At 52.3% G+C, this 22,205-nt stretch carries 19 protein-coding genes; 7 read left to right on the plus strand and 12 right to left on the minus strand.

Going from position 1 to position 22,205, the window contains the following annotated elements; all coding sequences use genetic code 11:
* Window positions 1–16 precede the first annotated feature (16 nt).
* Together PHI12_01625 and PHI12_01630 are read right to left on the minus strand one after the other, a co-directional pair.
* Window positions 17–1,486: a PAS domain S-box protein gene (locus PHI12_01625; GenBank protein MDD5509500.1), complete on the minus strand. Its 1,470-nt coding sequence runs from the start codon at window positions 1,484–1,486 to the stop codon at window positions 17–19.
* Window positions 1,487–1,594: 108 nt separating this feature from the next.
* A complete protein-coding gene (locus tag PHI12_01630; protein MDD5509501.1) occupies window positions 1,595–2,266 on the minus strand; it encodes a response regulator transcription factor in 672 nt (223 codons plus the stop codon).
* A 411-nt stretch (window positions 2,267–2,677) separates the two neighbouring features.
* Between PHI12_01630 and acs the strand changes: the two genes are divergently transcribed.
* Window positions 2,678–4,645, plus strand: a complete 1,968-nt coding sequence (gene acs, locus PHI12_01635) for an acetate--CoA ligase (GenBank protein ID MDD5509502.1) — start codon at window positions 2,678–2,680, stop codon at window positions 4,643–4,645.
* A 259-nt stretch (window positions 4,646–4,904) separates the two neighbouring features.
* Window positions 4,905–6,176, plus strand: a complete 1,272-nt coding sequence (locus PHI12_01640) for an OFA family MFS transporter (protein MDD5509503.1) — start codon at window positions 4,905–4,907, stop codon at window positions 6,174–6,176.
* A 172-nt stretch (window positions 6,177–6,348) separates the two neighbouring features.
* On the opposite strand, the gene PHI12_01645 is transcribed toward PHI12_01640, so the two are convergent.
* The 7 genes from PHI12_01645 to PHI12_01675 all read right to left on the minus strand — a co-directional run bounded on the left by PHI12_01645 (window position 6,349) and on the right by PHI12_01675 (window position 13,714).
* The gene (locus PHI12_01645) at window positions 6,349–6,909 is read right to left on the minus strand and encodes a carbonic anhydrase (GenBank protein ID MDD5509504.1); all 561 of its coding nucleotides are present in this window, start codon (window positions 6,907–6,909) and stop codon (window positions 6,349–6,351) included.
* Between the two features lie 30 nt (window positions 6,910–6,939).
* Window positions 6,940–7,662, minus strand: a complete 723-nt coding sequence (locus PHI12_01650; protein MDD5509505.1) for a hypothetical protein — start codon at window positions 7,660–7,662, stop codon at window positions 6,940–6,942.
* Window positions 7,663–7,843: 181 nt separating this feature from the next.
* On the minus strand, window positions 7,844–8,293 hold the full coding sequence (locus PHI12_01655) for a helix-hairpin-helix domain-containing protein (protein MDD5509506.1): 450 nt from the start codon (window positions 8,291–8,293) through the stop codon (window positions 7,844–7,846).
* 46 nt (window positions 8,294–8,339) lie between these two features.
* Window positions 8,340–11,237, minus strand: coding sequence for a preprotein translocase subunit SecA (gene secA / locus PHI12_01660; protein MDD5509507.1), 2,898 nt, complete (start codon window positions 11,235–11,237; stop codon window positions 8,340–8,342).
* Window positions 11,230–11,460 (minus strand): DUF2007 domain-containing protein, encoded by a 231-nt coding sequence (locus PHI12_01665; protein MDD5509508.1) that lies wholly within the window; start codon window positions 11,458–11,460, stop codon window positions 11,230–11,232. Before PHI12_01665 ends, secA begins: the two co-directional genes overlap by 8 nt.
* Complete coding sequence (locus PHI12_01670; protein ID MDD5509509.1) at window positions 11,447–12,397, minus strand: ribose-phosphate pyrophosphokinase; 951 nt, start codon at window positions 12,395–12,397, stop codon at window positions 11,447–11,449. Before PHI12_01670 ends, PHI12_01665 begins: the two co-directional genes overlap by 14 nt.
* A 72-nt stretch (window positions 12,398–12,469) precedes the next feature.
* Window positions 12,470–13,714: a serine hydroxymethyltransferase gene (locus PHI12_01675; GenBank protein ID MDD5509510.1), complete on the minus strand. Its 1,245-nt coding sequence runs from the start codon at window positions 13,712–13,714 to the stop codon at window positions 12,470–12,472.
* Window positions 13,715–13,897: 183 nt separating this feature from the next.
* Here PHI12_01675 and PHI12_01680 point away from each other — a divergent pair, with 183 nt between their 5' ends.
* From PHI12_01680 to PHI12_01690, 3 genes are read left to right on the plus strand one after another with little or no spacing between them, the layout of a single operon-like run.
* Window positions 13,898–14,515, plus strand: coding sequence for a uracil-DNA glycosylase (locus PHI12_01680; GenBank protein MDD5509511.1), 618 nt, complete (start codon window positions 13,898–13,900; stop codon window positions 14,513–14,515).
* Window positions 14,508–16,166, plus strand: a complete 1,659-nt coding sequence (locus PHI12_01685; GenBank protein MDD5509512.1) for a ribonuclease J — start codon at window positions 14,508–14,510, stop codon at window positions 16,164–16,166. Before PHI12_01680 ends, PHI12_01685 begins: the two co-directional genes overlap by 8 nt.
* Before the next feature lie 29 nt (window positions 16,167–16,195).
* The gene (locus PHI12_01690) at window positions 16,196–18,415 is read left to right on the plus strand and encodes a DNA translocase FtsK (GenBank protein MDD5509513.1); all 2,220 of its coding nucleotides are present in this window, start codon (window positions 16,196–16,198) and stop codon (window positions 18,413–18,415) included.
* 31 nt (window positions 18,416–18,446) lie between these two features.
* Here the strand turns inward: PHI12_01690 and PHI12_01695 are convergent, their stop codons facing one another.
* Complete coding sequence (locus tag PHI12_01695) at window positions 18,447–18,599, minus strand: hypothetical protein (protein ID MDD5509514.1); 153 nt, start codon at window positions 18,597–18,599, stop codon at window positions 18,447–18,449.
* A gap of 10 nt (window positions 18,600–18,609) precedes the next feature.
* Window positions 18,610–20,571 carry an excinuclease ABC subunit UvrB gene (gene uvrB / locus PHI12_01700; protein ID MDD5509515.1) on the minus strand — a complete coding sequence of 654 codons (1,962 nt, stop codon included), beginning with the start codon at window positions 20,569–20,571 and terminating at the stop codon, window positions 18,610–18,612.
* Window positions 20,572–20,823: 252 nt separating this feature from the next.
* Between uvrB and PHI12_01705 the strand changes: the two genes are divergently transcribed.
* Window positions 20,824–21,426 (plus strand): lysophospholipid acyltransferase family protein, encoded by a 603-nt coding sequence (locus tag PHI12_01705; protein MDD5509516.1) that lies wholly within the window; start codon window positions 20,824–20,826, stop codon window positions 21,424–21,426.
* Here PHI12_01705 and PHI12_01710 read toward each other — a convergent pair.
* Window positions 21,423–21,812, minus strand: coding sequence for a hypothetical protein (locus PHI12_01710; GenBank protein ID MDD5509517.1), 390 nt, complete (start codon window positions 21,810–21,812; stop codon window positions 21,423–21,425). The genes PHI12_01705 and PHI12_01710 overlap by 4 nt on opposite strands.
* An 86-nt stretch (window positions 21,813–21,898) precedes the next feature.
* On the opposite strand from PHI12_01710, the gene PHI12_01715 reads away from it, so the two are divergent.
* The gene (locus PHI12_01715) at window positions 21,899–22,201 is read left to right on the plus strand and encodes a hypothetical protein (protein ID MDD5509518.1); all 303 of its coding nucleotides are present in this window, start codon (window positions 21,899–21,901) and stop codon (window positions 22,199–22,201) included.
* Window positions 22,202–22,205: the final 4 nt, after the last annotated feature.

Below are 22,205 nucleotides of genomic sequence, written 5' to 3' on the forward strand. Positions count from 1 at the left end.
ACCAGTAACAACAGGACTATTCCGAGATAGAAACCGAGACGGGCACCCTGACCGTAATAGTCGTTCCCTCGCCTATTTCCGACTCTATCTTAAGGCTGCCGCCGATCAGTTTGGCCCGCTCCTGCATCCCGGCCAACCCCAGCTTACCGGTACCGGCCAGATTCCCGATTATCCTGGGGACCTCAAAGCCCCTGCCGTTATCACTCACCGTCAGAGTCAGGCTATCGTCGCCAAACTCCAGTCTGAGGACAACGCTGGATGCCCGGGCATGCTTTCTGGCATTGTTCAACGCCTCCTGAGCGATGCGGAACAGCAGCAACTGAACCTCGGCAGGCAGAGCCAGTTCCTGCCCTGTGATCTCAGCAGAGGCATCAATTCCCTGATTCTTCGCCAGTTCATCGGTCAACCACTCCAGGGCAGCCACCAGACCGAGGTCATCTATTATTCTGGGCCTCAGATTATGCGCACAACGCCGTACAGCCTCCAGAGCATCTACAGCCTGGTCGCGCAGCTTTTCCAGGTGCTGTTTCAACTGATCATTCGACAGCTTCGGCCGCTCGTCCGAGCTGAGCATATCCAATCCCTGTGTTACCAGAAGCAGGGACTGGGTAATATCATCATGCAAATCACGGGCAATACGCTTACGTTCGTGCTCCTGTGCCATGGTAACCTGCTGCATATAATAGCGCAGGTTTTCCTGCATTAACTCCTGCTCAGAAATGTCCCAGGCAATGTTCTGAAAAGCAATAAGCCGGCCATCGCTGAAGATAGGCCTGGTGGTGCACATCACGGTTGTCTCACGTCCATCCTGACGAATAATGCGCTGCCGGTAGGGCTTCCCCAGACCTTTGCCATTTTCAATCATTCTATGACGTCGCTCCCTGGCCACCTGCAGACTATGCCGGGACAGAAAGTCCTTTATATTGCTCCTCGCCAGTGCTTCGCCGCTAAGCCCGGTGAGATTTTCGGAGGCATGATTTGCTTTCAGTATATTGCCCACCAAATCATGGACCCAAATAGCATCGAGAGCGCCGTCAAACAACTCCCGGTAGCTCTTTTCCGACTCCTGCAGAGCCTCCTCAACCCGCATGCGCTCGGTGATATCCTGCAAGGTCTCTACCGCCCCAATCACCCTGCCGTTCTCATCCCTAATGGGGCTGGCCGTAAAATAGAGCCACTTGCCAGCTTCTCCCAGAGAGGGATAGTAATCCTCAGCTTCATAGGCCCCTTCAATCAAAGGGGATCCCCAGCACCTGCCCGGGTAGTAACCCTCAATCTGATCTACCGGAGCCCCGTCAAGTACTAAATCGGCCATTACCGGTCTCTCCTCGGAATAAAAGGCACGCCACTGCTCGCTGGTGCCGACCATCTTTTCCCTTGGAATACCGGAAAGGGATTCAACCGCCGTGTTCCAGAAGGTCACCCGATGCTGCCGGTCAATTACTAATAAAGGAATGGGTGTACCGTCAATAATCCTGGCAAACAAATCAATGATAACCTTTCGTCGAATAATACTAAGCTAACATGTCCTGAACGTGTATTCCCGTAAATACCCCCGGGGAATCCGGCGAGGCTAACCTGCCACCGATGGCACTCAATCCCCCATGGGTACATCATCAAGAGTGATATAACCCTTGGTAAATCCCTTCATGATCGCCTCGGTACGGCTGCCAACCTCCATCTTGGCAAAGATATTGGTCAGGTGTGCCTTTACCGTCCGTAAGCTCAGGGAAAGTTTTCCGGCAATATCCTTGTTGCTCATTCCTCTGGCCGCCAGCCGCAACACCTCTATTTCCCGGGCAGTCAGATGACCACCGGACATTCCACCACCGGCATCGCCGGATAGTCCGATAGCACGTTGGAGAAGCTTGTGTGTTACCGCTGAGTCAAGCACGGACTCACCGGAACGTACGGCACGAATAGCACCGGCGATTTCCCTGCTGCGCGCATTCTTCAGCAGGTAGCCACAAGCACCGGACTCCAGAAGCCCGAGTATGTAGCGAATATCGCTATAAGCGGTAAATATCAGTACCGCAATAGCCGGATTGGCTTGTTTGATCAGCTTGGTCGCCTCAATACCGCTGAGCTCGGGCATAACGATATCCATGATCACGATATCCGGCTTCAGCTCCCTGCTCAAGCTGACCGCTTCCTCGCCATTACTAGCCTCGCCAACAACATCGAAGTCACGTTCCATCTCCAGCAGCTGGCGCAGCCCCTTCCTCAGAACAGAATGATCATCGGCAATAAGAATTCTAGTCTTCACCGGATACGGTAATCCTTACCATATAATGCAATCAACACCAAACTAATTCTAATTTATACCGATAATAATCACAACCCCCCTATGCTGTGGCCAGGACGATCAGCCTTGTCACAGCAACAACACTGGTGTATAATTATCACCAGTAAGATACAATCATTAACTGTAAAAGGTACAAATATCAGGCATAAAAGGTATTAGCTGTTGACGGGCAGAACCTGAATCGATCCGATTAAAACCGGTTGCGCGGCCGGTCTTGGTGTATGCCGAAGCGGAGCGGAGTTGGTCGCAACAACACTACAGTCCGTTATTTTTGTAGTTATTATGCACGTCCATAAAAGACTAACTAATTAAAGTCGGACGACCTGGCAAACCCAGGCAGAAAATATTTTATGTTGAATAAGGAGCACGATTTTGAAAGAAGAGAAAACAATTACCTCAATGATGGCAGAGAAAAGAACCATTTATCCACCGGATGAACTTGCCAAAAATGCCTATGTCAAGAGCATGGCAGAATACAAGGAAATCTACCAGAAGTCCGTTGATGACCCCGAAGGCTTCTGGGCAGAGAAGGCCGAGCAACTGGACTGGTTCAAGAAATGGGACAAGGTATTGGTCGAGGACTTCAAGGAAGGCCAGCACCAGTGGTTCGTGGGCGGGAAACTCAATGTAAGCTACAACTGTCTGGACAGACACCTTAAGACCTGGCGGAAAAACAAGGCGGCCTTGATATGGGAGGGTGATATCGGCGACAGCCATTCCGTTACCTATCAGGAATTGTATTACCATGTCTGCAAATTCGCCAATGTGCTGAAGAAGTTAGGGGTTAAGAAGGGCGACCGCGTCACTATCTATCTACCTATGATTCTGGAGCTGCCGATTGCGATGCTGGCCTGTGCCCGTATCGGTGCCATCCACAGCGTTGTTTTCGGCGGCTTTAGTGCCGATTCTCTGCGCGACAGAATATTGGACTGCGGGTCAACACTGCTCATCTGTGCCGACGGCTACTACCGCGCCGGTAAGGTCATCCGCAGCAAAAGTAATGCCGATGAAGCTATGTCCGCCTGCCCCAAGGTTAAGCATGCCATCGTGGTAAAAAGGGCCGGCAACGAAGTAAATATGGTAGAAGGGCGTGACCACTGGTGGCACGATGAAATGAATGCCGGGGATATCAAGCCATACTGTGAGCCAGAGGTAATGGATGCCGAGGATCCTCTCTTCATCCTGTACACCAGCGGCAGCACCGGCAAACCCAAGGGCGTCCTGCACACTCAAGCCGGCTATCTTCTCTACACCTACCAGACAACAAAGTGGGTCTTCGATATTAAGGATGATGACACCTACTGGTGCACCGCCGATATCGGCTGGGTTACCGGGCACAGCTACATACTCTACGGTCCTCTAGCCCTAGGCACTACTAGCCTGGTCTTTGAGGGTGTACCCAGCTATCCCCACCCGGACCGTTTCTGGGAGATCGTCGAAAAGTACCGCGTTAACATCTTCTACACTGCACCCACCGCTATCCGGGCCATTATGAGAGAGGGGAATGAATGGCCTAAGAAGCACGATTTATCCAGCCTGCGCATTCTGGGGACAGTCGGCGAACCGATTAACCCCGAGGTCTGGATCTGGTATTACACAATGATCGGCCAGTCAAGGTGCCCGGTCATCGACACCTGGTGGCAGACCGAGACCGGCGGCCATGTGATTACCCCACTACCCGGCACCGGCCCGATTAAGCCAGGCTCAGCTTCACTACCCTTCCCCGGCATCGTACCTGAGGTAGTAAGGGAGAATGGTACCAAAGCCGACGTCAATGAAGGCGGCTACCTGGTCATCAAGAGACCCTGGCCCGGCCTGATGCGAGGAGTATACGGCGACCCCAAGAGGTTTAAAGATACCTATTTCCTACGCTTCCCCGGTACATATACCTCTGGCGACGGGGCACGGGTAGATGAGGACGGTTTTTACTGGCTGATGGGACGTATTGACGATGTCATCAACGTCGCCGGGCATCGTATCGGCACTGCCGAGGTCGAGAGTGCTCTGGTCTCCCACAAGGATGTTGCCGAAGCAGCAGTAGTCGGCATGCCCCATGATATCAAGGGGCAAGGCATCTACGCCTTCGTCACACTAAAGGTCGGCATTGAGAAGAGCGACGAACTCAAGAAAGAATTGATAGCTCATGTCCGTAAGGAAATCGGCCCGATAGCCACCCCGGACGCCATTCAGTTTGCCGAGGGGCTGCCCAAGACCCGCAGCGGTAAGATTATGAGACGGATACTGAGCAAAATCGCCGCCGGCAATACCGAAAATCTGGGCGATACCAGTACCCTGGCCGATCCGTCAGTAGTTTCCACTCTGGTAAAGGGAAACAAATAACGGGATGGGGAGTTATTTCACCGAAGGAGCGATAGCCATTAGATCCGGATAAACTTCTTAACGTCAACGAACAAGGCTGTACGGGACAACCCGGGTGCTCGGTATTAACTGGCTGATGATGTTGCTATGCCTGTGACCCGCATGTGTGTCTTCAGGGAAATCCCTGAGAATATCATGTCTAAAAATCCAGGCTGCTCTTGATTTTTATTGCAGGATACGTGTATTAATATTGCCCAATTTTTTTACTTAGGAGGCATGAATGTCGGCAGATGGAAAAGACCCAGCCGTAATGAAAGTCTTCGGACAGTCCCCAGGGAGAGGACGAGTACTGTTTATTGTCTTCGGTTTTTTGATCCAATTATGCTTGGGAGCAGTTTATGCCTGGAGTACTTTCTCAGGGGCAGTTAGAGAACATTACACACTAAACAATACTGAAGCACTTCTCCCTTACATAATCTTTCTACTGTGTTTTGCCATTCTAATGCCTTTTGGCGGTAGATGGATACAAAAATACGGACCACGGAGAATAGGAATCATCGGGGGTACGCTTGTTGGTATAGGTTGGATCCTGTCCGGTTTTGCGCCGAACCTGCCTGTGCTCTGCGTCACCTACGGTGTAATCGCCGGTGTTGGGGTAGGCCTGTGCTACGGCGGTCCTATTGCAGTGGTAAATAGATGGTTTCCTGACAGAAAGGGGTTGGCCGTAGGGTTAACAGTGGGCGGTTTCGGTCTGTCAGCGGCGATTGTATCGCCCCTCGGATACTCTCTGATTAGTTCATACGGGATCCTGGACGCTTTTAAAATACTAGGCATAGCGTTTCTGATAATTACGGTAATACTCTCCTTGACCATGCGGTTTCCGGATTCTAACTGGATGCCGGCCGGATGGAGCGGCCCTAAGACAGGCGGTACCGCTATAGAGAGTTTCAGCCCCAGGCAGATGATCAAGACTCGCGGCTTCATTGCTCTGTTCATATGCTACGTGTTTGGTTGTACCGCCGGACTTATGGCAATCGGCATAGGGAAGACCGTGGGAACAGATGTAATTAGTATCGCTTCGGGAACTGCGGCGACGCTGGTAGCGGTATTTGCCGCCTTCAACTTCGCCGGCAGACCTCTTTTCGGCTGGCTAACTGATCGTATTACTCCACGGTTCTCAGGATTAATCTCATTCGTATTAATTGCCGCGGGATCCATCGGAATGCTCGTTGCTCAACAGGGTGACATTGCCCTGTACATCGGATCCATGTCAGTAATGTGGATGGCTCTGGGCGGATGGCTAGCTATAGCCCCGACAACCACGGCTTCCTTCTTTGGTCCCAGAGAAAATGCCAGCAACTATGGCATAGTGTTCCTCGCCTACGGTATAGGTGCAGTAATCGGTAACATAGTGGCGGGTCGAGCCAAAGATTTATTCGGCAGCTTTGATATCGCTTTCTGGGTGACACTAATACTAGCTATTGCCGGCATGGCAATAGCCATGGTAATGCTTAAGAAACCGAAAGAAAAGCCCGCCTCATCGGATAAATAACACGCCCCGCCATCAAAAGACAGGTTGCTGATACCGGGCTATAACGCCACAGGGTATCGCGTGCAAATAGGTTAAGCACACGATACAGTAAGCCATATTCAAACCGGGTAAATATACGGTTTATCTCAATCTGGGTGCTGACATTATTCACTGGCAGCGTCCCGGCGTAAAATCAAGGGCTAACCATATCATTCACCGGCAAACCATTCACGTTCACGCGTGTCAGAATACCTGTCTCCAGATCATAGAACATACCGTAGATCTCTATGGACTTGGACTCCAGAGCATCACGGACACATGCAATTCTCAAGGCTCTTTCAACCTGCAAGTGAATATTTTCTATAGCTGCCTGCTGCGGGTTCTTACTCTTAAGTTCCAGGTTGCGCAGTATTTCCACCAGTTCGCCTTGATTTGCCATACTAAGGTAAGCCTTGATAGCTCCGCATCCCGAATGACCGATAACGATGAGAAAGGGGGTTTTTAGATGCGTTACAGCATACTCTATACTTCCCTTCACAATAGGGTCCGCGATGATGTTTCCCGCTACCCGAATTACGAATAGCCTGCCGGGATCCAGCTGATTGAATATCACTTCTACAGGAACCCTGGAATCCGAGCAGGATATGACCGTCGCTACCGGGTTTTGGCCTCGTTCTGCCAGTTCTTTGAGCTCTTTCGGATCAGCGCTGGAAGCAAACCTGCTATTCCCTTCCATCAAATCTATAATATTCATTCATCACATCCATTACATTTATTTAAGGCACTAAGGCATTAGAACTCTTGAATAATTTTGATTATTAATACAGTTTCCGCTGAGTCCCCGGGGGAAACCATTGGCCGCCAACCTGTTTAGAGCCTTCCGGGTATCACTGGCAATGCGGACCTTGTCGCATTGTCTCAAGCGATACTTGAAAAGCCAGTAAGTAAACTCCTTTAGTTCACCGAGGCCGATCGATCTGAGGTGGGGATAACCCTTCTCGGTCCGGAAACGCTTCAACAAAACCCCTTTTGTCACCCCGTATACACGGCGATAGGCCTCATTGACAACGTCTCCCTCTTTACTGTAGCCCGAGGTCCGCTGCTCCTTACGCACCTCATCCTGCACGACCAGAAACAAGGCGTCCTCCACAATAATACCGTAAAAGAAGTTTAAGTAGTGACGATACTTACTACTTCCGATCAACGACTTAAATTCCCTGATAGTGAGTTCCAGCGGGGGCTGCCCGTGGAAAAGGAGGGCGGTTTTCTCATCATCCGGCAAGAGATGATCCACCACACTGCAGAGACGCTCGGCAAGCAAAAGCCAATCGAAGGCTTCGCCGGCAACAAGATAGCAATAACGATGCCCGTTATGAAATTCCTCAGCGGTATTCCACAAGCCGATTGCCCGAAGCAAGGCGATATACCAGTGCTCTCCGTCCCTGATCGCCTGTGCCAAAAACCTGATTACCTCAGCATCGCTGCTACCGCTACCGCTGAGAATCATTTGAGAAGATGATAAATGCTTAGAGGAAACTACCACTTCGCAACCAGCCTAACTACTCAAACAGGCAACCGCTTCTTCTAAAATGATGACGTTCGGTAATACCCTGCCGACGATACAGGCCCCCGCATCGTCCTCATTGGCAGACGCTACCAAACCATCCGGAAATACAGCGGCCTTTTCTTTATAACTCTTTAAGGTGACGATTAATATTCTCTACAGTCCTATCACCAATACGGGGCAGCGAAGCCAATCTCCCGTCAGCCACCGCTAGCTCAATCTCGTCTATAGACTTTATGTCAAGCTCGCGGAGGATACGCATGGCAGTTTTGGGTCCGACACCAGGCACACCGAGCAGCGCTATCATTCCTTCGGGAAACTCAGCCTTCAGCCGCTCATAATAACCAAGACGCCCGGTGGTTATCACCTCGGTAATCTTCCTGGTGATCGCATCCCCTACCCCGGGAACTTCCTTCAGTCTGTCCTCATTGACCAGTTGCTCCAGTTCTACCGGCAGGCGCTCGATAGAACGAGACACTCTCTGGTAAGCTCTTATCTTGAACTGATTCTCACCTTTCGCTTCGAGCAGGCTGGCAATATCCTGAAATACTCCGGCAATTTCACTATTCTTCATCGGCTACCACACTCATTGTAGCCAGTAGAAACCAGAGCGGCTTTTTTCACCTTCCGCAGCAGTGTTTATATTTCTTGCCGCTACCACAGGGACAGGGTTCGTTACGGCCTACCCTCTTACCTTTGACCATTACCGGCTGCTTTCCCGAGCCGGTAGGAACGACCTTAGTCATGGGAGTCGACGGCTGAGGGACATCCTTCCTGTTTACAGTGACATGGAAAATAGAGTGGACTACATCGTGCCGGATGGTAGAAAGCAGGTCCTGGAACTGCTCATAACCGATGTTCTTATAGGCATCCAGCGAACGTACCTGCCGCAGACTCTGCCACCCCGCCTCCCGACGCTTGTCTTCCATCATGGTCAGGTGTTCTATCCACAACCGGTCCAGGAAATGCAGCATCATCCGCCTCTCCACCATCCTCATATTCTCCACCCCTATCTCTCCCTCGAGCTTCTGATAGGCAATCTCGGCCTGTTCAGAGAGTACATTCCCGATCAGACCCGGCCCGGTACGGGCAAGCACACCGGCATTAAGCGAGGGGGGAATAGGGAAGACGGCAGCAACTTCCCTGAGCAAAGCAGGCATGATAAACCGCTCCACCACCGCCAGGCTCTCGCCATCCACTTCGTCACCCCTCTCCATCTGTTTAGACCACCGCTCATAGCAGGATTCAACATACTCAATAAGCTCTTTTTCGATATCCTCCTGCCCCATTCGAGAAATAGCTTCAGCGGTGAACCAGGACGACAAGGGTAGCTGGCCGGAGACATCCCTGATAAGTTCGCTCGGTTCCGGCCCGGGTGTACCGGCAGCAAAATGGCGGGACACCAGCCTCCGGATTATGCTGTCAGTGTTATCCAGGATGCTGTTCTTGTTCGACATAGCCCGCAGCTCTTCTCCAACCATAGACATTATGTTGGCACGAAGATCGGCATCGCCGAGGATCTTGCGCCGCTCCTTATAAATAAGCTCGCGGTGCTGATTGACCACCTCGTCATACTCCACCAGATGCTTACGCATATCGAAATGATAGCCCTCGACACGACGCTGCGAGTCACCGATAGCCTTGTTGACCAACCTGTTCTCAATAGGAGTATCCTCATCCATACCGGCCCACTCCATTAGACCCTTAACGCGATCGCCGCCGAAACGACGGACAATATCATCCTCCAGAGAAACATAAAAGCGTGAGCTGCCCGGATCGCCCTGACGGCCGGCTCTGCCGCGGAGCTGATTATCGATACGCCGTGCCTCATGACGCTCCGTAGCGACAACATGGAGACCGCCAAGCTCGACAACCTGATCATGCTGCTTCTGCCACTCCTGCCACGCAGCCTCATCTTCTCTGGGCGGCTCCTTGCCACCCAGAACAATATCGACACCACGCCCGGCCATATTGGTAGCCACGGTTACCGCTCCCGGACGCCCCGCATCAGTAATGATACCCGCCTCTTTTTCATGAAGCTTGGCATTGAGAACCTGGGCAACGATACCCTTACGCTTCAGCATTTCACTCAACTCTTCCGACTTTTCGATAGATACGGTACCCGCCAGCACCGGACGCCCTTGCTTATGATGCTCCTCGATTTCACGCACCACTGCCTTGAACTTGGACTTTTCATCCTTATAGATGATATCCTCATAATCCTTCCTGATCATCGGCCGGTGGGTAGGAATCTCGATAACGTCGAGACTGTATATCTTGGAGAACTCCTCAGCCTCGGTAAGCGCGGTGCCGGTCATCCCGGCCAGCTTGCTATACATCTTGAAATAGTGCTGGATGGTAATAGTGGCAAAGGTCCGGCTCTCCTGCTGAACCTTGATATGTTCTTTAGCTTCGATGGCCTGGTGCAGACCTTCCGCGTAACGGCGGCCCCACATCAAACGGCCGGTGAATTCATCGACGATAATCACCTGACCGTCCTTGACCACATACTGCTGGTCCCTCTTATACAGCTCCTTAGCGCTGAGGGCGTTCCTCAAGTGGCGGTGCAGATCGGCGTTAGACGGATCATAGAAACTGGCCTCCCTCAACAGTCCCTCGCGCTGCAGCATCCTTTCCAGGTTATTATAGCCGGCATCAGTCAGATCAATGCGACGTTCCTTCTCATCCACTTCGTAGTCAGCATCACGCCTGAGACGGGGAGCGATGCCGGCGAAGATATGATACTTTTGCCCCGCCTCTTCATCCGGACCGCTGATAATAAGCGGCGTTCGTGCTTCATCAATGAGGAGGTTGTCCACCTCGTCAACGATGACATAATTAAAATGCCTCTGTACACACCGGGAAAGATCCAGGACCATATTATCCCGCAGGTAGTCGAAGCCGAACTCGCTGCTGGTACCGTAGGTGATATCAGCCCGGTAAGCCTCGGCACGCGGGACCGGCCTAAAGTGGGTCCAGTGCGGATCTCCGGAATCAAAATCCGGGTCATAAAGACGGGCCGGACTGTATTCATCAGGATTTTGCTGAGGATAGATGCTGGCTACGCTAACCCCCAGCGCAGAATAAACAGGCGCCATCCAGTAAGGGTCTCGCCTCGCCAGGTAATCGTTAACCGTAGCCAGGTGACAGCCCTGGCCGCCGAGTGAATTCAAATAGAGAGGAAGAGTAGCCACCAGTGTTTTACCTTCACCCGTTCTCATCTCGGCAATCTTACCCTGATGCAGAACAATGCCTCCAATGAGTTGCACATCATAGTGACGCTGGCCGATAGTCCTCTTAGCCGCCTCACGAACAGCGGCAAAGGCTTCGGGCAAAAGATCGTCGAGCGAAACGCCGTCTTTGAGCCGGGCCTTAAACTCCGCGGTCTTAGCACGAAGCTCGGGATCACTGAGACCCTCAAACCCGGGTTCCAGCTCATTTATCCTATCCACTACCGGCTGCAAACGTTTTAACTGTTTCTCGTTGGAATCGGTAAATCGAGTAAAGAATTTAACCATTATCCTTCCCCTGAATCAATTTCTCCGCTTCGTCGAGCATCGATTCCCAGACCATAACTCTGACTTCACCCATCCCGTCAACGGTAAAGGCATGCACGGAACTAGCCGCATCCGACTTCAGCAGGCAGGGTATCCCATAGCTTTCCAGCAAACCCTGGATAACCCTGGCCTGCATCTCTCCACTAGCCCGGTAAACCTCTACCATTTTTTCACTGCTGCTCAAACATGGCTCCTATCGACATCCCGGTATGAATACGTTGTATCGCTTCACCGAGTAGAGGCGCTATCGGCAAAACGGTAATCTTAGCCAGCTTTTTCTCATCGGCAACCGGGATAGTATCAGTAACCACTACCTCCTTCACGTAACAGGAGGCTATCCTCTCTATCGCCGAACCGGAAAGTACCGGATGAGTGCAGCAGGAATACACCTCCCTGGCACCACGGTCCATAAGTGCGCCAACGACACCCACCAGAGAACCGGCAGTGTCTATTTCATCGTCTACGGTAAGCGCTATCCTCGACTCCACCTCACCGATAACATTCAGCGTCTCAGCCTTATCATCATTACCGACACGCCTCTTTTCCACAATTGCCAGAGGCGCCTTGAGCTTTGCCGCCAGGTCCCGGGCACGCTTGGAAATCCCGATATCGGTAGCCACCACCACCAGGTCACGACCGTTAATGTCCTTCTCTTCGAAGTAACGGGCCAGCAGGTAAAGTGCGGTCAGTTCATCAACCGGAATATTAAAAAAACCCTGAATCTGGGGCGCATGTAAATCCACGGTCAGCAAACGATTAGCACCGGCTACGGTAAGCAGGTCAGCCACCAACCGGGCTGTTATCGGCACCCTCGGTTGATCCTTCTTATCGGTACGACCATAGCCGTAATAGGGAACCACCGCCGTAATACGCTCGGCAGAGGCCCGCTTCAGGGCATCAATCATAATCAGCAACTCAACCAGACTCTTGTTGACCGGAGACGACAATGGCTGGATAACAAAGACATCCCGCTGGCGTACATTTTCCAGAATACGGACAAACGTATTCTCGTTACTAAACTCAAAAACCTCGCACTGACCGAGAGGTATATTGAGATAACCAGCAACCGACTGAGCCAGTGCAGGATGAGCATTACCGGTAAACACCTTTATTTCATCCATTGAGTACTACCTCCTAAGACCATCCGTGAAACTATAGCGTTGTTACTCGCTGAACTCTTCAGTTTTCAGATATCAATCATCAATACCCGGCACCGGAAAACGCTCGCATATCTGGCTGACCTCCCGGCCTACCTGATCCGGGATATCACTATTCCCGATATTAGTGATTACCTTAAATATCAATGAGGCGATCTTTCTTATTTCCTCCCTACCAAAGCCACGGGATGTTACCGCCGGCGTACCCAACCTGATACCGCTGGTGATACTAGGGGGATAAGGATCAAAGGGGACCCCGTTGCGGTTAACCACAATACCGACCATCCCCAGTGCCTCTTGAGCCGCTCTACCGGTGACACCAATCCCGCCGAGATTAACCAACACCATATGGTTATCCGTGCCACCGGATACCAAATGCAGCTTCCGCTTTTGCAGCTCATCGGCCAGAGTGAGCGCATTATCCAGCAGGGCACGTTGATAATCGGCAAAGGCAGGTTGCATCGCTTCCCAAAACCCTACCGCCTTGGCAGCAATAACATGCATCAGCGGACCGCCCTGCATTTCAGGGAAAACTGCCGCATCTATCGCCGGGGCCAGTTCACTACGGCACAAAATGAACCCCCCTCGAGGTCCGCGCAGTGTCTTGTGAGTGGTTGAGGTTATCACATCAGCGTAGGGCACCGGGCTTGGATGCAGCCCCACCGCCACCATACCGGCGATATGAGCCATATCAACCATCAGCCTGGCACCCACCCGGTCGGCAATGTAGCGGAAACGCTCGAAATCAATGACTCGAGTATAAGCACTGGCACCGGCCACGATCAATTTGGGACGGTGCTCCAGGGCAAGACTCTCCAGCTCCTGATAATCTATCCTTTCCGTCTCGCGGTTAACCCCGTAAGGGACAAACCGGTACAGCCGCCCGGAAAAGCTCGCCTTAGAGCCATGGGTAAGATGCCCGCCATGCGCCAGGCTCATACCCATGACAGTATCACCATAGTCAAGCAGGGCGTAGTAGACTGCCATATTCGCCTGAGCCCCGCTGTGCGGCTGGACATTGGCGTGGTCAGCATGAAAGAGCGCTTTGGCCCGCTCAATAGCCAGGCCCTCCACAGCATCCATATTCTCGCAGCCACCGTAATAGCGTTTGTGGCAGTAGCCCTCAGCATACTTATTGGTTAAAAATGAACCCTGGGCTTCGAGCACGGCCCGGCTGGCATAGTTCTCGGAGGCGATCAGGTTGATCGTCTCCTTCTGCCGCTTTGCTTCCATACCGATAACACGACTAATTTCCGGATCAGTCCGAACTAAGAAACTCATCTTCCCTCCCTGTTTTTACCCTACAGCCCCCTCCCCAGCACTATATTTTAACGGTTAATCAGCAAAAGGTAAAATGCCTGGTTTAGCAGGCGGTATAATTGACTTGCCCTATTACCCATGCTATCATCATAACTAAAAAGGTTACAGGGAAATTCCCTGTCTGGTAACTTAAAAGAAAAAAGGATGTCAGCACTAAGCGAGCTCTGCCAAGAAATCAGTACCTGCCAGAGGTGTCAGGTATTAGCAAAAAACCGAACCAAAGTAGTCCCCGGCAGCGGTATGGAGCAAGCGGATATTATGTTTATCGGCGAGGCGCCGGGCTGGCATGAAGATCAGCAAGGACTCCCCTTTGTCGGACCGGCCGGGCTATTTCTCGATGAGCTAATCTCCTCTATCAACCTGCGTCGTGACCAGGTCTATATCACCAACGTGGTCAAGTGCCGCCCCCCGGGTAATCGCGACCCGCTGCCCCTTGAAATACAGGCCTGCCGTAGCTGGCTGGACCGCCAGATCGAGCTAATCCGCCCCAAGATGATCGTAACCCTGGGGCGCTATTCAATGGCGATGTATTTCCCCGGCAAGAGCATCGGAAAAATTCACGGCACTGCTCTCAAGAAAGACAGCGTCATCTACTACGCAATGTATCACCCCGCCGCCGCCCTTCATCAGCAGAGCCTGCGTCAGACGATACAAGCCGACATGCTCAAGATACCATCATTACTGACCAGGGTCGAAAATGTCAGCGAATCAGTCAGACACCCGGAACAGCTGAGTATGTTTGAGGTCCACAACATTGACTAAGCCAATACTAAAGATAATCCCCCTCGGCGGACTGAGTGAGATCGGCAAGAACATGATGATGATAGAACACGGTAATGACATCATCGTCATTGACGCCGGTTTTATGTTCCCCGCAGAGGAAATGTTGGGCATCGACCTGGTAATCCCCGATATAAGCTACCTGCTGGAGAAAAAGGACAAGGTTAGAGGTATCATCATCACCCATGGGCACGACGACCATACCGGCGCTTTACCCTATATCCTTCCCCAGTTGAACGTACCCGTTTATGCCACCAAACTTACCCAGGGGCTTATCTCGGTCAAGCTCAAAGAACGCAAGGCACTGGACGGGGCCAAGCTGGAGACAATTGCTACGGGAAAAAGTTTCAGCCTGGGTAAATTCAGGATAGAATTCTTCCCGGTTTGCCACAGTATACCCGACGCGGTAGGCCTAATCATAAACACGCCGATCGGAACCATAGTACATAGCGGAGATTTTAAGGTTGATTATACTCCGGTCAGCGGCAAGCCAACCGACCTCTCCCGGCTGGCCCAGCTGGGAGCACAGGGAGTCCTCCTCCTTCTCGCCGACTCTACCTATGCCGAACTGCCCGGCTACACTCCATCAGAAAGGGTAGTCGGTGAAACCCTGGACCACGTTATGGCCAACGCACCGGGAAGAGTGGTCATAACCACCTTTTCCTCGCTGGTCTCCCGTATCCAGCAGGTTATTGATGCCGCAGCCAAGCACAAGCGCCGTGTCTTTATTGTCGGACGCAGTATGAGCAATACCGTACAGATGGCTCTGAAGCTAGGCTATCTCAGCGATAGCGAGGGAGTGCTGGCCCGGATAGATGAACTTAAGGGTATGCCCCGCAACAAAATCGTCTTTGTCACCACCGGAAGCCAGGGAGAACCTACTTCCGCCCTGGTCCGCATGGCTAACCGCGCCCATCGCCAGGTTCACATCCTCCGTGGCGATACGGTAGTCATCTCAGCAACACCAATCCCCGGCAATGAGTCATTAATCAACAGAACCGTAGACAATCTCTTCAAGCAAGGCGCCCAGGTAATCTACAGCAAATTAGAGCAGGTGCATGTTCACGGACATGCCAGTCAAGAGGAGCTGAAGCTGATCCTGAATCTGGTCAAGCCAAAGTTCTTTATGCCCATCCACGGCGAATACCGCCACCTGAGCCTTCACTCTAAGCTGGCTCAATCAATAGGTATTCCCAAGGACAACATCTTTGTCCTTGAAGATGGAGATATCCTTGAGCTTAGCCAGCAATCAGGCAAGAAAACAGGCAGGGTTACTTCGGGTAATGTCTATGTCGACGGCCTAAGTGTCGGTGATATCGGCAGCATTGTCCTGCGCAACAGAAGAATGCTATCCAGAGATGGCATAGTGGTAGTAATTATTGCCATTAACAAGCAGACCGGGAAACTGGTAGGTCGTCCTGACATCGTATCACGTGGTTTTGTCGACACCAGAGAGTCAAAGGACATGCTGGAAGAAAGTCGTGATCTGGTGGCCCAAACCCTGGATCACAGCGGTAAGCAGCCGACCGAGTGGAGCCTGGTCAACGACAAGATCAGGGACACACTGAATAGATTCTATTATGAGCGGACCAAGCGCCGGCCAATGATACTCCCCTTTATGGTGAAGGTCTAACGCTAAGTACCATTCCCACATGAGACTACATGGCAAAGAGAAAGTCAAAAACCATAGGTAAACAGAGGGCAAAAACCGGGGGAAGGCAGCCAGCCAAGGGAAACACCCGCTTTACCACCTGGGGTGTGGCCTGGCGAGTCATCCTGATCGCCTCGATCGTAGGGGTACTGTACTGGCAGTGGTCCAACCTGACCGCGTGGGCGATTGATATCAGGGACAGTACCTGGAACCTCTTCGGCTGGGGGCTGCTCCTGCTCATCATCGCCCTGATAATCCTGGGGATAGTGCTATGGCTGCGGAGAAGCTCACCTATCCTGGTGCGGTTCCGCCAATGGCTGGGCGGTATTGCCTTCACTATGGCCATCTGGGGATTACTAGCTTTTTCCGCACTGGGCGGCAGTATCGGGCAACACCTCATCGGATACCCCTCGAACTTCATCGGAATTCCCCGCATCATCGGTCTGGTCCTTGCCGGGATTGTTTTGGTAGCTCCGAAAGCCTTCGCAGACGCATTCAGAAGAGCCGCTTCATGGGCCCACAGGCAGTTCCAGAGACAACCGAAGCCGCTGCCAGCGGTCCCACCGCCAACACCACCGGTGATAACGACAACACCACAGATAACAACTGAAGAGCAGCCCGCGGTAAGCCAGGCTGCCCCAATATCAGCGGCAACTCCACCTCCGGTACAGAATCCGGCCCCGGTATCAAGCACTACCCCCGGTCAGGCCCATGAGGATCTGCGACAGGTAGCCCAGGAAGTATGGAAAAGGTACGGGGAATCACCGTCACTGGCTACTGACAACGGCTGGCGACTGCCGCCAATTGATATCCTGGACCGGGCTACGGAAATCGAATTCGGGCAGTCCGATAATACTCAGAGGGCGGGACTTATCGAAGAGGCCCTTGCCAGCTACGGGGTGGAGGCTAAGGTGGTCCAGATAAACACCGGACCAACGGTTACCCAGTTCGGTCTGGAACCGGGGTGGGATAGGAAAATGAAGGAAATCAAGGAACGGGATAAAGACGGCAATATCACCGTCAGACTGGAGGAGGTATCCCGGACCAGGATCAAGGTTGATAGAATCACAGCCCTGGCTAATGACCTGGCCCTGGCACTAGCGGCACCAAGTATCAGGATTGAAGCACCGGTACCGGGTAAGCCGGTAGTCGGCATCGAAGTACCTAATACCACGATGGGTATGGTCAACCTGAGAGGAGTAATCGAGACCAGCGGCTTTCAAAAGCTTATCGCCAAGTCCAGACTTACTCTAGCGCTGGGTAAAGGCGCCGGAGGCGAAGCAGTGGTCGCCGACCTGACCAAAATGCCGCACCTTCTTATTGCCGGAGCCACCGGAAGCGGTAAGACCGTCTGCTTGAATGCTACCATTTGCTGTTTGTTACTCCATAACTCACCGAACAATGTCCGCTTCATCATGATTGACCCCAAACGTGTAGAGCTAACACCGTTTAACAGCATCCCTCATTTGGCGACTCCGGTCATAGTTGACACCAATAAAGCCGTCGGCGCACTACGCTGGCTCAATCAGGAGATGGACAAGCGCTACCAGAAAATGGCAACCTCCAGCGCCCGTAACATCGAGGCTTACAATAAAAACAAAGAGGGAGATGAAAAGCTCCCCTATATCGTACTGGTGATCGATGAGTTGGCCGACCTGATGATGGCCGGCTTTGATGAGGTCGAGCACATCATCTGCCGGCTGGCCCAACTAGCTCGAGCTACCGGCATCCACCTTGTCGTGGCTACCCAGCGCCCATCGGTGGATGTGGTCACCGGCCTGATTAAGGCTAATTTCCCCACCCGCATCAGTTTTGCCGTAACGTCACAGGTGGACTCGCGAACCATCCTCGATATCACCGGTGCCGAGAAGCTGCTGGGTAGAGGCGATATGCTCTATATGCCTACCGAGGCAGCTAAGCCCAAACGGCTGCAGGGGTGCTATGTCTCCGACGCCGAGACAGAGAGGCTGGTCTATTTCTGGGGCAGTCAGCATAAAGAAGAGACCCCCTCATCGCTGCAGATCACCGACCTTACCGCACCATCCACTACCGCGGGCAAGGGGGACTTTCCCCAGGACGTTCTACTGGATACCGCCAGACAACTGCTGGAGGAACACAAACACATCTCCACCTCTTTTCTACAGCGCAAGCTGCACATCGGCTACCCACGGGCAGCCCGCATCATGGAGCAACTTGGAGAGAGTGATACCTATTCCGAAGGACAAGTCTGACAACATGGATAGAGAAATACCTCAGCCCTTTTCAACCTTTTCGCTTCACCTTTAACCGCTTGAGGATAGCATCCCGGTATACTCTAACCAGGCTCCGCCCGTGCAGGAGCATCCGTGACCGCTTCTTCTTCAAGCGTTTCTCGCGGCGCTCCTGCCTGGTACCACCATCCGTAATTTCCGCCATCTAGCCGGTCCTATTCCTTCCTCAGATCAATAATACGATCACGCAGCAGAGCCGCTTTTTCGAACTCCAGATTTCGGGCAGCCGTCTTCATCTGTGCTTCCAGTTCTTTAATCAAACGGGTGACATCCTCTTTAGCAACAGGAGCAGCCAGATACGGGGTGTGGTTTTCCGCTACCTTCCGCACCCGTTCCGTAATATCCTTGATAGCCTTCCTTATCCCCTGCGGGGTAATACCATGCTCCCGGTTATAGTCCTCCTGAATCCGGCGGCGGCGTTGTGTCTCATTGATTGCCCTCGCCATAGATCCGGTGATAACATCAGCATACATTATGACATGACCATCGATATGACGTGAGGCACGACCCATCGTCTGAATTAACGACCCTTCAGAACGCAGGTAACCCTCCTTATCGGCATCCAGAATAGCCACCAGACTCACCTCGGGCAGATCAAGCCCCTCCCGGAGCAGGTTGATGCCGACTATCACATCATAGACTCCGAGGCGAAGATCACGCAGTATGTTAACCCTCTCCAGGGTATCAATCTCGGAATGAAGATAGTGGGTCTTGATCCCCGTCTCCACAAGATAATCCGCCAGTTCTTCCGCCATTCGTTTGGTCAGGGTAGTCACCAGACAGCGCTCGCCCCTGTCAACCCGATCCTTAATCCGATCGAGAAGGTCATCAATCTGCCCACGGGTCGGCTTGACCTCAACCGTAGGTTCAAGAAGACCGGTCGGCCTGATTATCTGCTCTACTATTTGCTGACTGCACCGGTACTCGTAATCCGAAGGCGTCGCCGAGGTATAAATAACCTGGTTAATACGCTCCCCGAACTCGTCGAAGTTAAGCGGGCGGTTATCCAGAGCAGAAGGCAGACGGAAACCATACTCGACCAGCGTCTCCTTGCGAGAGCGGTCACCGCTGTACATACCGCGGATTTGAGGCAGTGTCATATGGGACTCGTCGATAAACATCAGGAAGTCAGCGGGAAAATAGTCCAGTAGAGTCCAGGGAGGGCTCCCGGCAGGACGTCCGGACAGGTGACGGGAGTAGTTCTCCGCTCCGGTACAATATCCGGCCTCCCTGAGCATCTCCAAATCATAGTTGGTCCGTGCCTGCAGTCGGGCGGCTTCCAGCATCTTCCCCTGACGCTTTAACTCATCCAGCCTTTCCGACAGTTCCCGCTGGATATCTTCGATAGCCCTGGTCAGCTTATCGCGTGAGGTAACAAAGTGCTTGGCAGGGTAGATATTTACCGAATTTAATTCGGCCAGCACCTCACCGGTCAGCGGCTCTATCTCCACAATACGTTCCACCTCGTCGCCAAAGAACTCCACCCGCAGCGCCAGTTCCTCATAAGCCGGTTGAATCTCCAGGGTATCGCCGCGAATACGAAACTTGCCCCGGGTGAAATCGATATCATTACGTTGGTACTGCATGTCCACCAGCTGCCGGAGTAGTCTTTCCCTACGGTAACTACCGCCTCGCTCCAGACTGCAGACAAAGCTGTGGTATTCTTCCGGTTCACCTAAGCCATAGATACAGGACACCGAAGCCACTATGATCACATCGCGGTGCTCGAAGAGGGCACGGGTCGCCGCATGGCGCAGCTTATCAATCTCTTCGTTTACATCAGCATCTTTCTCAATATAGGTATCGGTACGGGGGAGATAGGCTTCCGGCTGATAATAATCATAATAGCTGACGAAATACTCCACCGCATTATTCGGAAAGAACTCCTTGAACTCAGTATAGAGTTGAGCCGCCAGTGTCTTGTTGTGACTAATAACCAGGGCCGGTCTGTTTACCCGCTGAATAACATTAGCCATGGTGAAGGTCTTCCCGCTGCCGGTAACCCCCAGTAATGTCTGATGCTGAAAACCCTTATTCAGCCCTGCCACCAGCCGGTCTATGGCCTGCAGCTGGTCACCCATAGGCCCAAAATCAGAGACTATTTCAAACTGAGACATAATCAGCCATTCCCTAAAATACTCCCGGAATAGTATATCTTTTTGTTATGGCCGCTTCAATCAAGGACTACCCTTCCGGCGATGCCATTTGTTTTTACTCCACACAGCAGGGTATAATTTGCCAGCGATCACACGCATCTTAATAATCGGGTACCGGGGCAAACATTGCGTCAAGACATTATTCATCGCATAGTAAGAAGCGCTTCCGTTTTTTTATTCAATTTTTTATTCTTTCTTTTTTCACGCCACAAGGTGCAGGGAAGAGAAAATGTTCCCCAGCACGGCCCATTAATAGTTGTCGCCAACCACCTCAGCTATGCCGACCAGTACCTGTTAACCATCGCCATCAAACGCGAGATGATATTCATGGCCAAGGAGGAGCTGTTCCGCAACAGGGTAAAAAGATTCTTGATGGAGGCATTCGGTGCTATCCCGGTAAGGCGGGGAGCCGCAAACCGGACGGCCCTGAAACAGATTCACCAGGCCCTCGACAACGGGCTGGCCATATTCATGTTTCCCGAGGGCAGCCGCAGCAAAAATGCACAACTGCAGCCTGCCTTTTCGGGACCGGCATTAATAGCCCTGTACAATAATGTTCCTATTCTCCCCACCGGCATTATCGGCATGCAGGTTGCCGAGAAGGGTTTCCCATGGGTAATGTTTCACCGGCCGCGAGTGGCAGTTCATATCGGGCGCCCTTTCCGCTTATCCGCACCGGAAGGAATATCAGATAAAGAACATCTCAAAGAACTATCCGATGAAATTATGGAGCACATCGCCGAGCTGCTGCCGGCTGAATACCATGGATACTACGCGAAAAGACAAGGAGACCGGACAGCACCCGGAACAATCTAACCCCTCCAGTCTCCGATCAGGTCCCAGGCCATACCCAGGTCCCTGCTGGCGGGACCGGGGCTAAGGGCAAACCTGACCCTCCACCAGGCTATTTTCATCAACCTCAATCCACCTATCTCATTGAGCCGCTGGCCAATCTGCCTGACTCTTATACTGCAACCGTTACGGTCGAACCCGTCGCCAGGTTCAGAGGCCAGAAAGCCTGCTTTACAGCCAATCTTGATCAGCTCATCCACCAGTCTGTCAGCTTCTCGACCCAGACTAGATCCGTTAGCTGCTTCTTTTTCGATATCCAGATCTTCATCCGAACACAGGACGACAGCCTTATCCCCATCAGACAAAACCGGGGAACACATTCTATCGAACAATCCGCGAAGAGAAATCATATCAGCCCGCTCTCCTTACTCGCGCTCAACAACAATAGCACCAACACACCCTCAGGCAATACTTATAGGCACCGGACTGCCAGCATATGACCGAGGACGGCCTTCCTCAAGACAATCCCTTGGTCTACGCATTAAGTCTAACCCTCTTTCGAGTGACTTTCAATCACACAAAAGAACCAGTTGAATCTCGATACGAACCTGAGGTGCCTACTACTTTCGTTCTGGTTGACCTTGATGCTTGTGATGCGCCGGGTGTCGGTGACATCTCGGGGAGAAACCTGGAAAAGATAGGAGGAGCAGGCAACCTGATTTCCGTGACCGGTTTAGGGTGGAGAGAGCGACACAGCGGAACGTTGCTACAAGATGACTACCGCCCGCTCCGGAACTAGAATC

Source organism: Dehalococcoidales bacterium, assembly GCA_028716225.1.
Lineage (GTDB): Bacteria > Chloroflexota > Dehalococcoidia > Dehalococcoidales > UBA5760 > UBA5760.

Coding starts and splice junctions, on each gene's coding strand:
- PHI12_01640 (MDD5509503.1), top strand. CDS start 4,905: ATGTCGGCAGATGGAAAAGACCCAGCCGTAATGAAAGTCTTCGGACAG.
- PHI12_01710 (MDD5509517.1), bottom strand. CDS start 21,812: ATGATTTCTCTTCGCGGATTGTTCGATAGAATGTGTTCCCCGGTTTTG.
- secA (MDD5509507.1), bottom strand. CDS start 11,237: ATGGTTAAATTCTTTACTCGATTTACCGATTCCAACGAGAAACAGTTA.
- PHI12_01650 (MDD5509505.1), bottom strand. CDS start 7,662: ATGATTCTCAGCGGTAGCGGTAGCAGCGATGCTGAGGTAATCAGGTTT.
- PHI12_01675 (MDD5509510.1), bottom strand. CDS start 13,714: ATGAGTTTCTTAGTTCGGACTGATCCGGAAATTAGTCGTGTTATCGGT.
- PHI12_01655 (MDD5509506.1), bottom strand. CDS start 8,293: ATGAAGAATAGTGAAATTGCCGGAGTATTTCAGGATATTGCCAGCCTG.
- PHI12_01695 (MDD5509514.1), bottom strand. CDS start 18,599: ATGGCGGAAATTACGGATGGTGGTACCAGGCAGGAGCGCCGCGAGAAA.
- uvrB (MDD5509515.1), bottom strand. CDS start 20,571: ATGTCTCAGTTTGAAATAGTCTCTGATTTTGGGCCTATGGGTGACCAG.
- PHI12_01645 (MDD5509504.1), bottom strand. CDS start 6,909: ATGAATATTATAGATTTGATGGAAGGGAATAGCAGGTTTGCTTCCAGC.
- PHI12_01715 (MDD5509518.1), top strand. CDS start 21,899: ATGACCGAGGACGGCCTTCCTCAAGACAATCCCTTGGTCTACGCATTA.
- PHI12_01690 (MDD5509513.1), top strand. CDS start 16,196: ATGGCAAAGAGAAAGTCAAAAACCATAGGTAAACAGAGGGCAAAAACC.
- PHI12_01680 (MDD5509511.1), top strand. CDS start 13,898: ATGTCAGCACTAAGCGAGCTCTGCCAAGAAATCAGTACCTGCCAGAGG.
- PHI12_01670 (MDD5509509.1), bottom strand. CDS start 12,397: ATGGATGAAATAAAGGTGTTTACCGGTAATGCTCATCCTGCACTGGCT.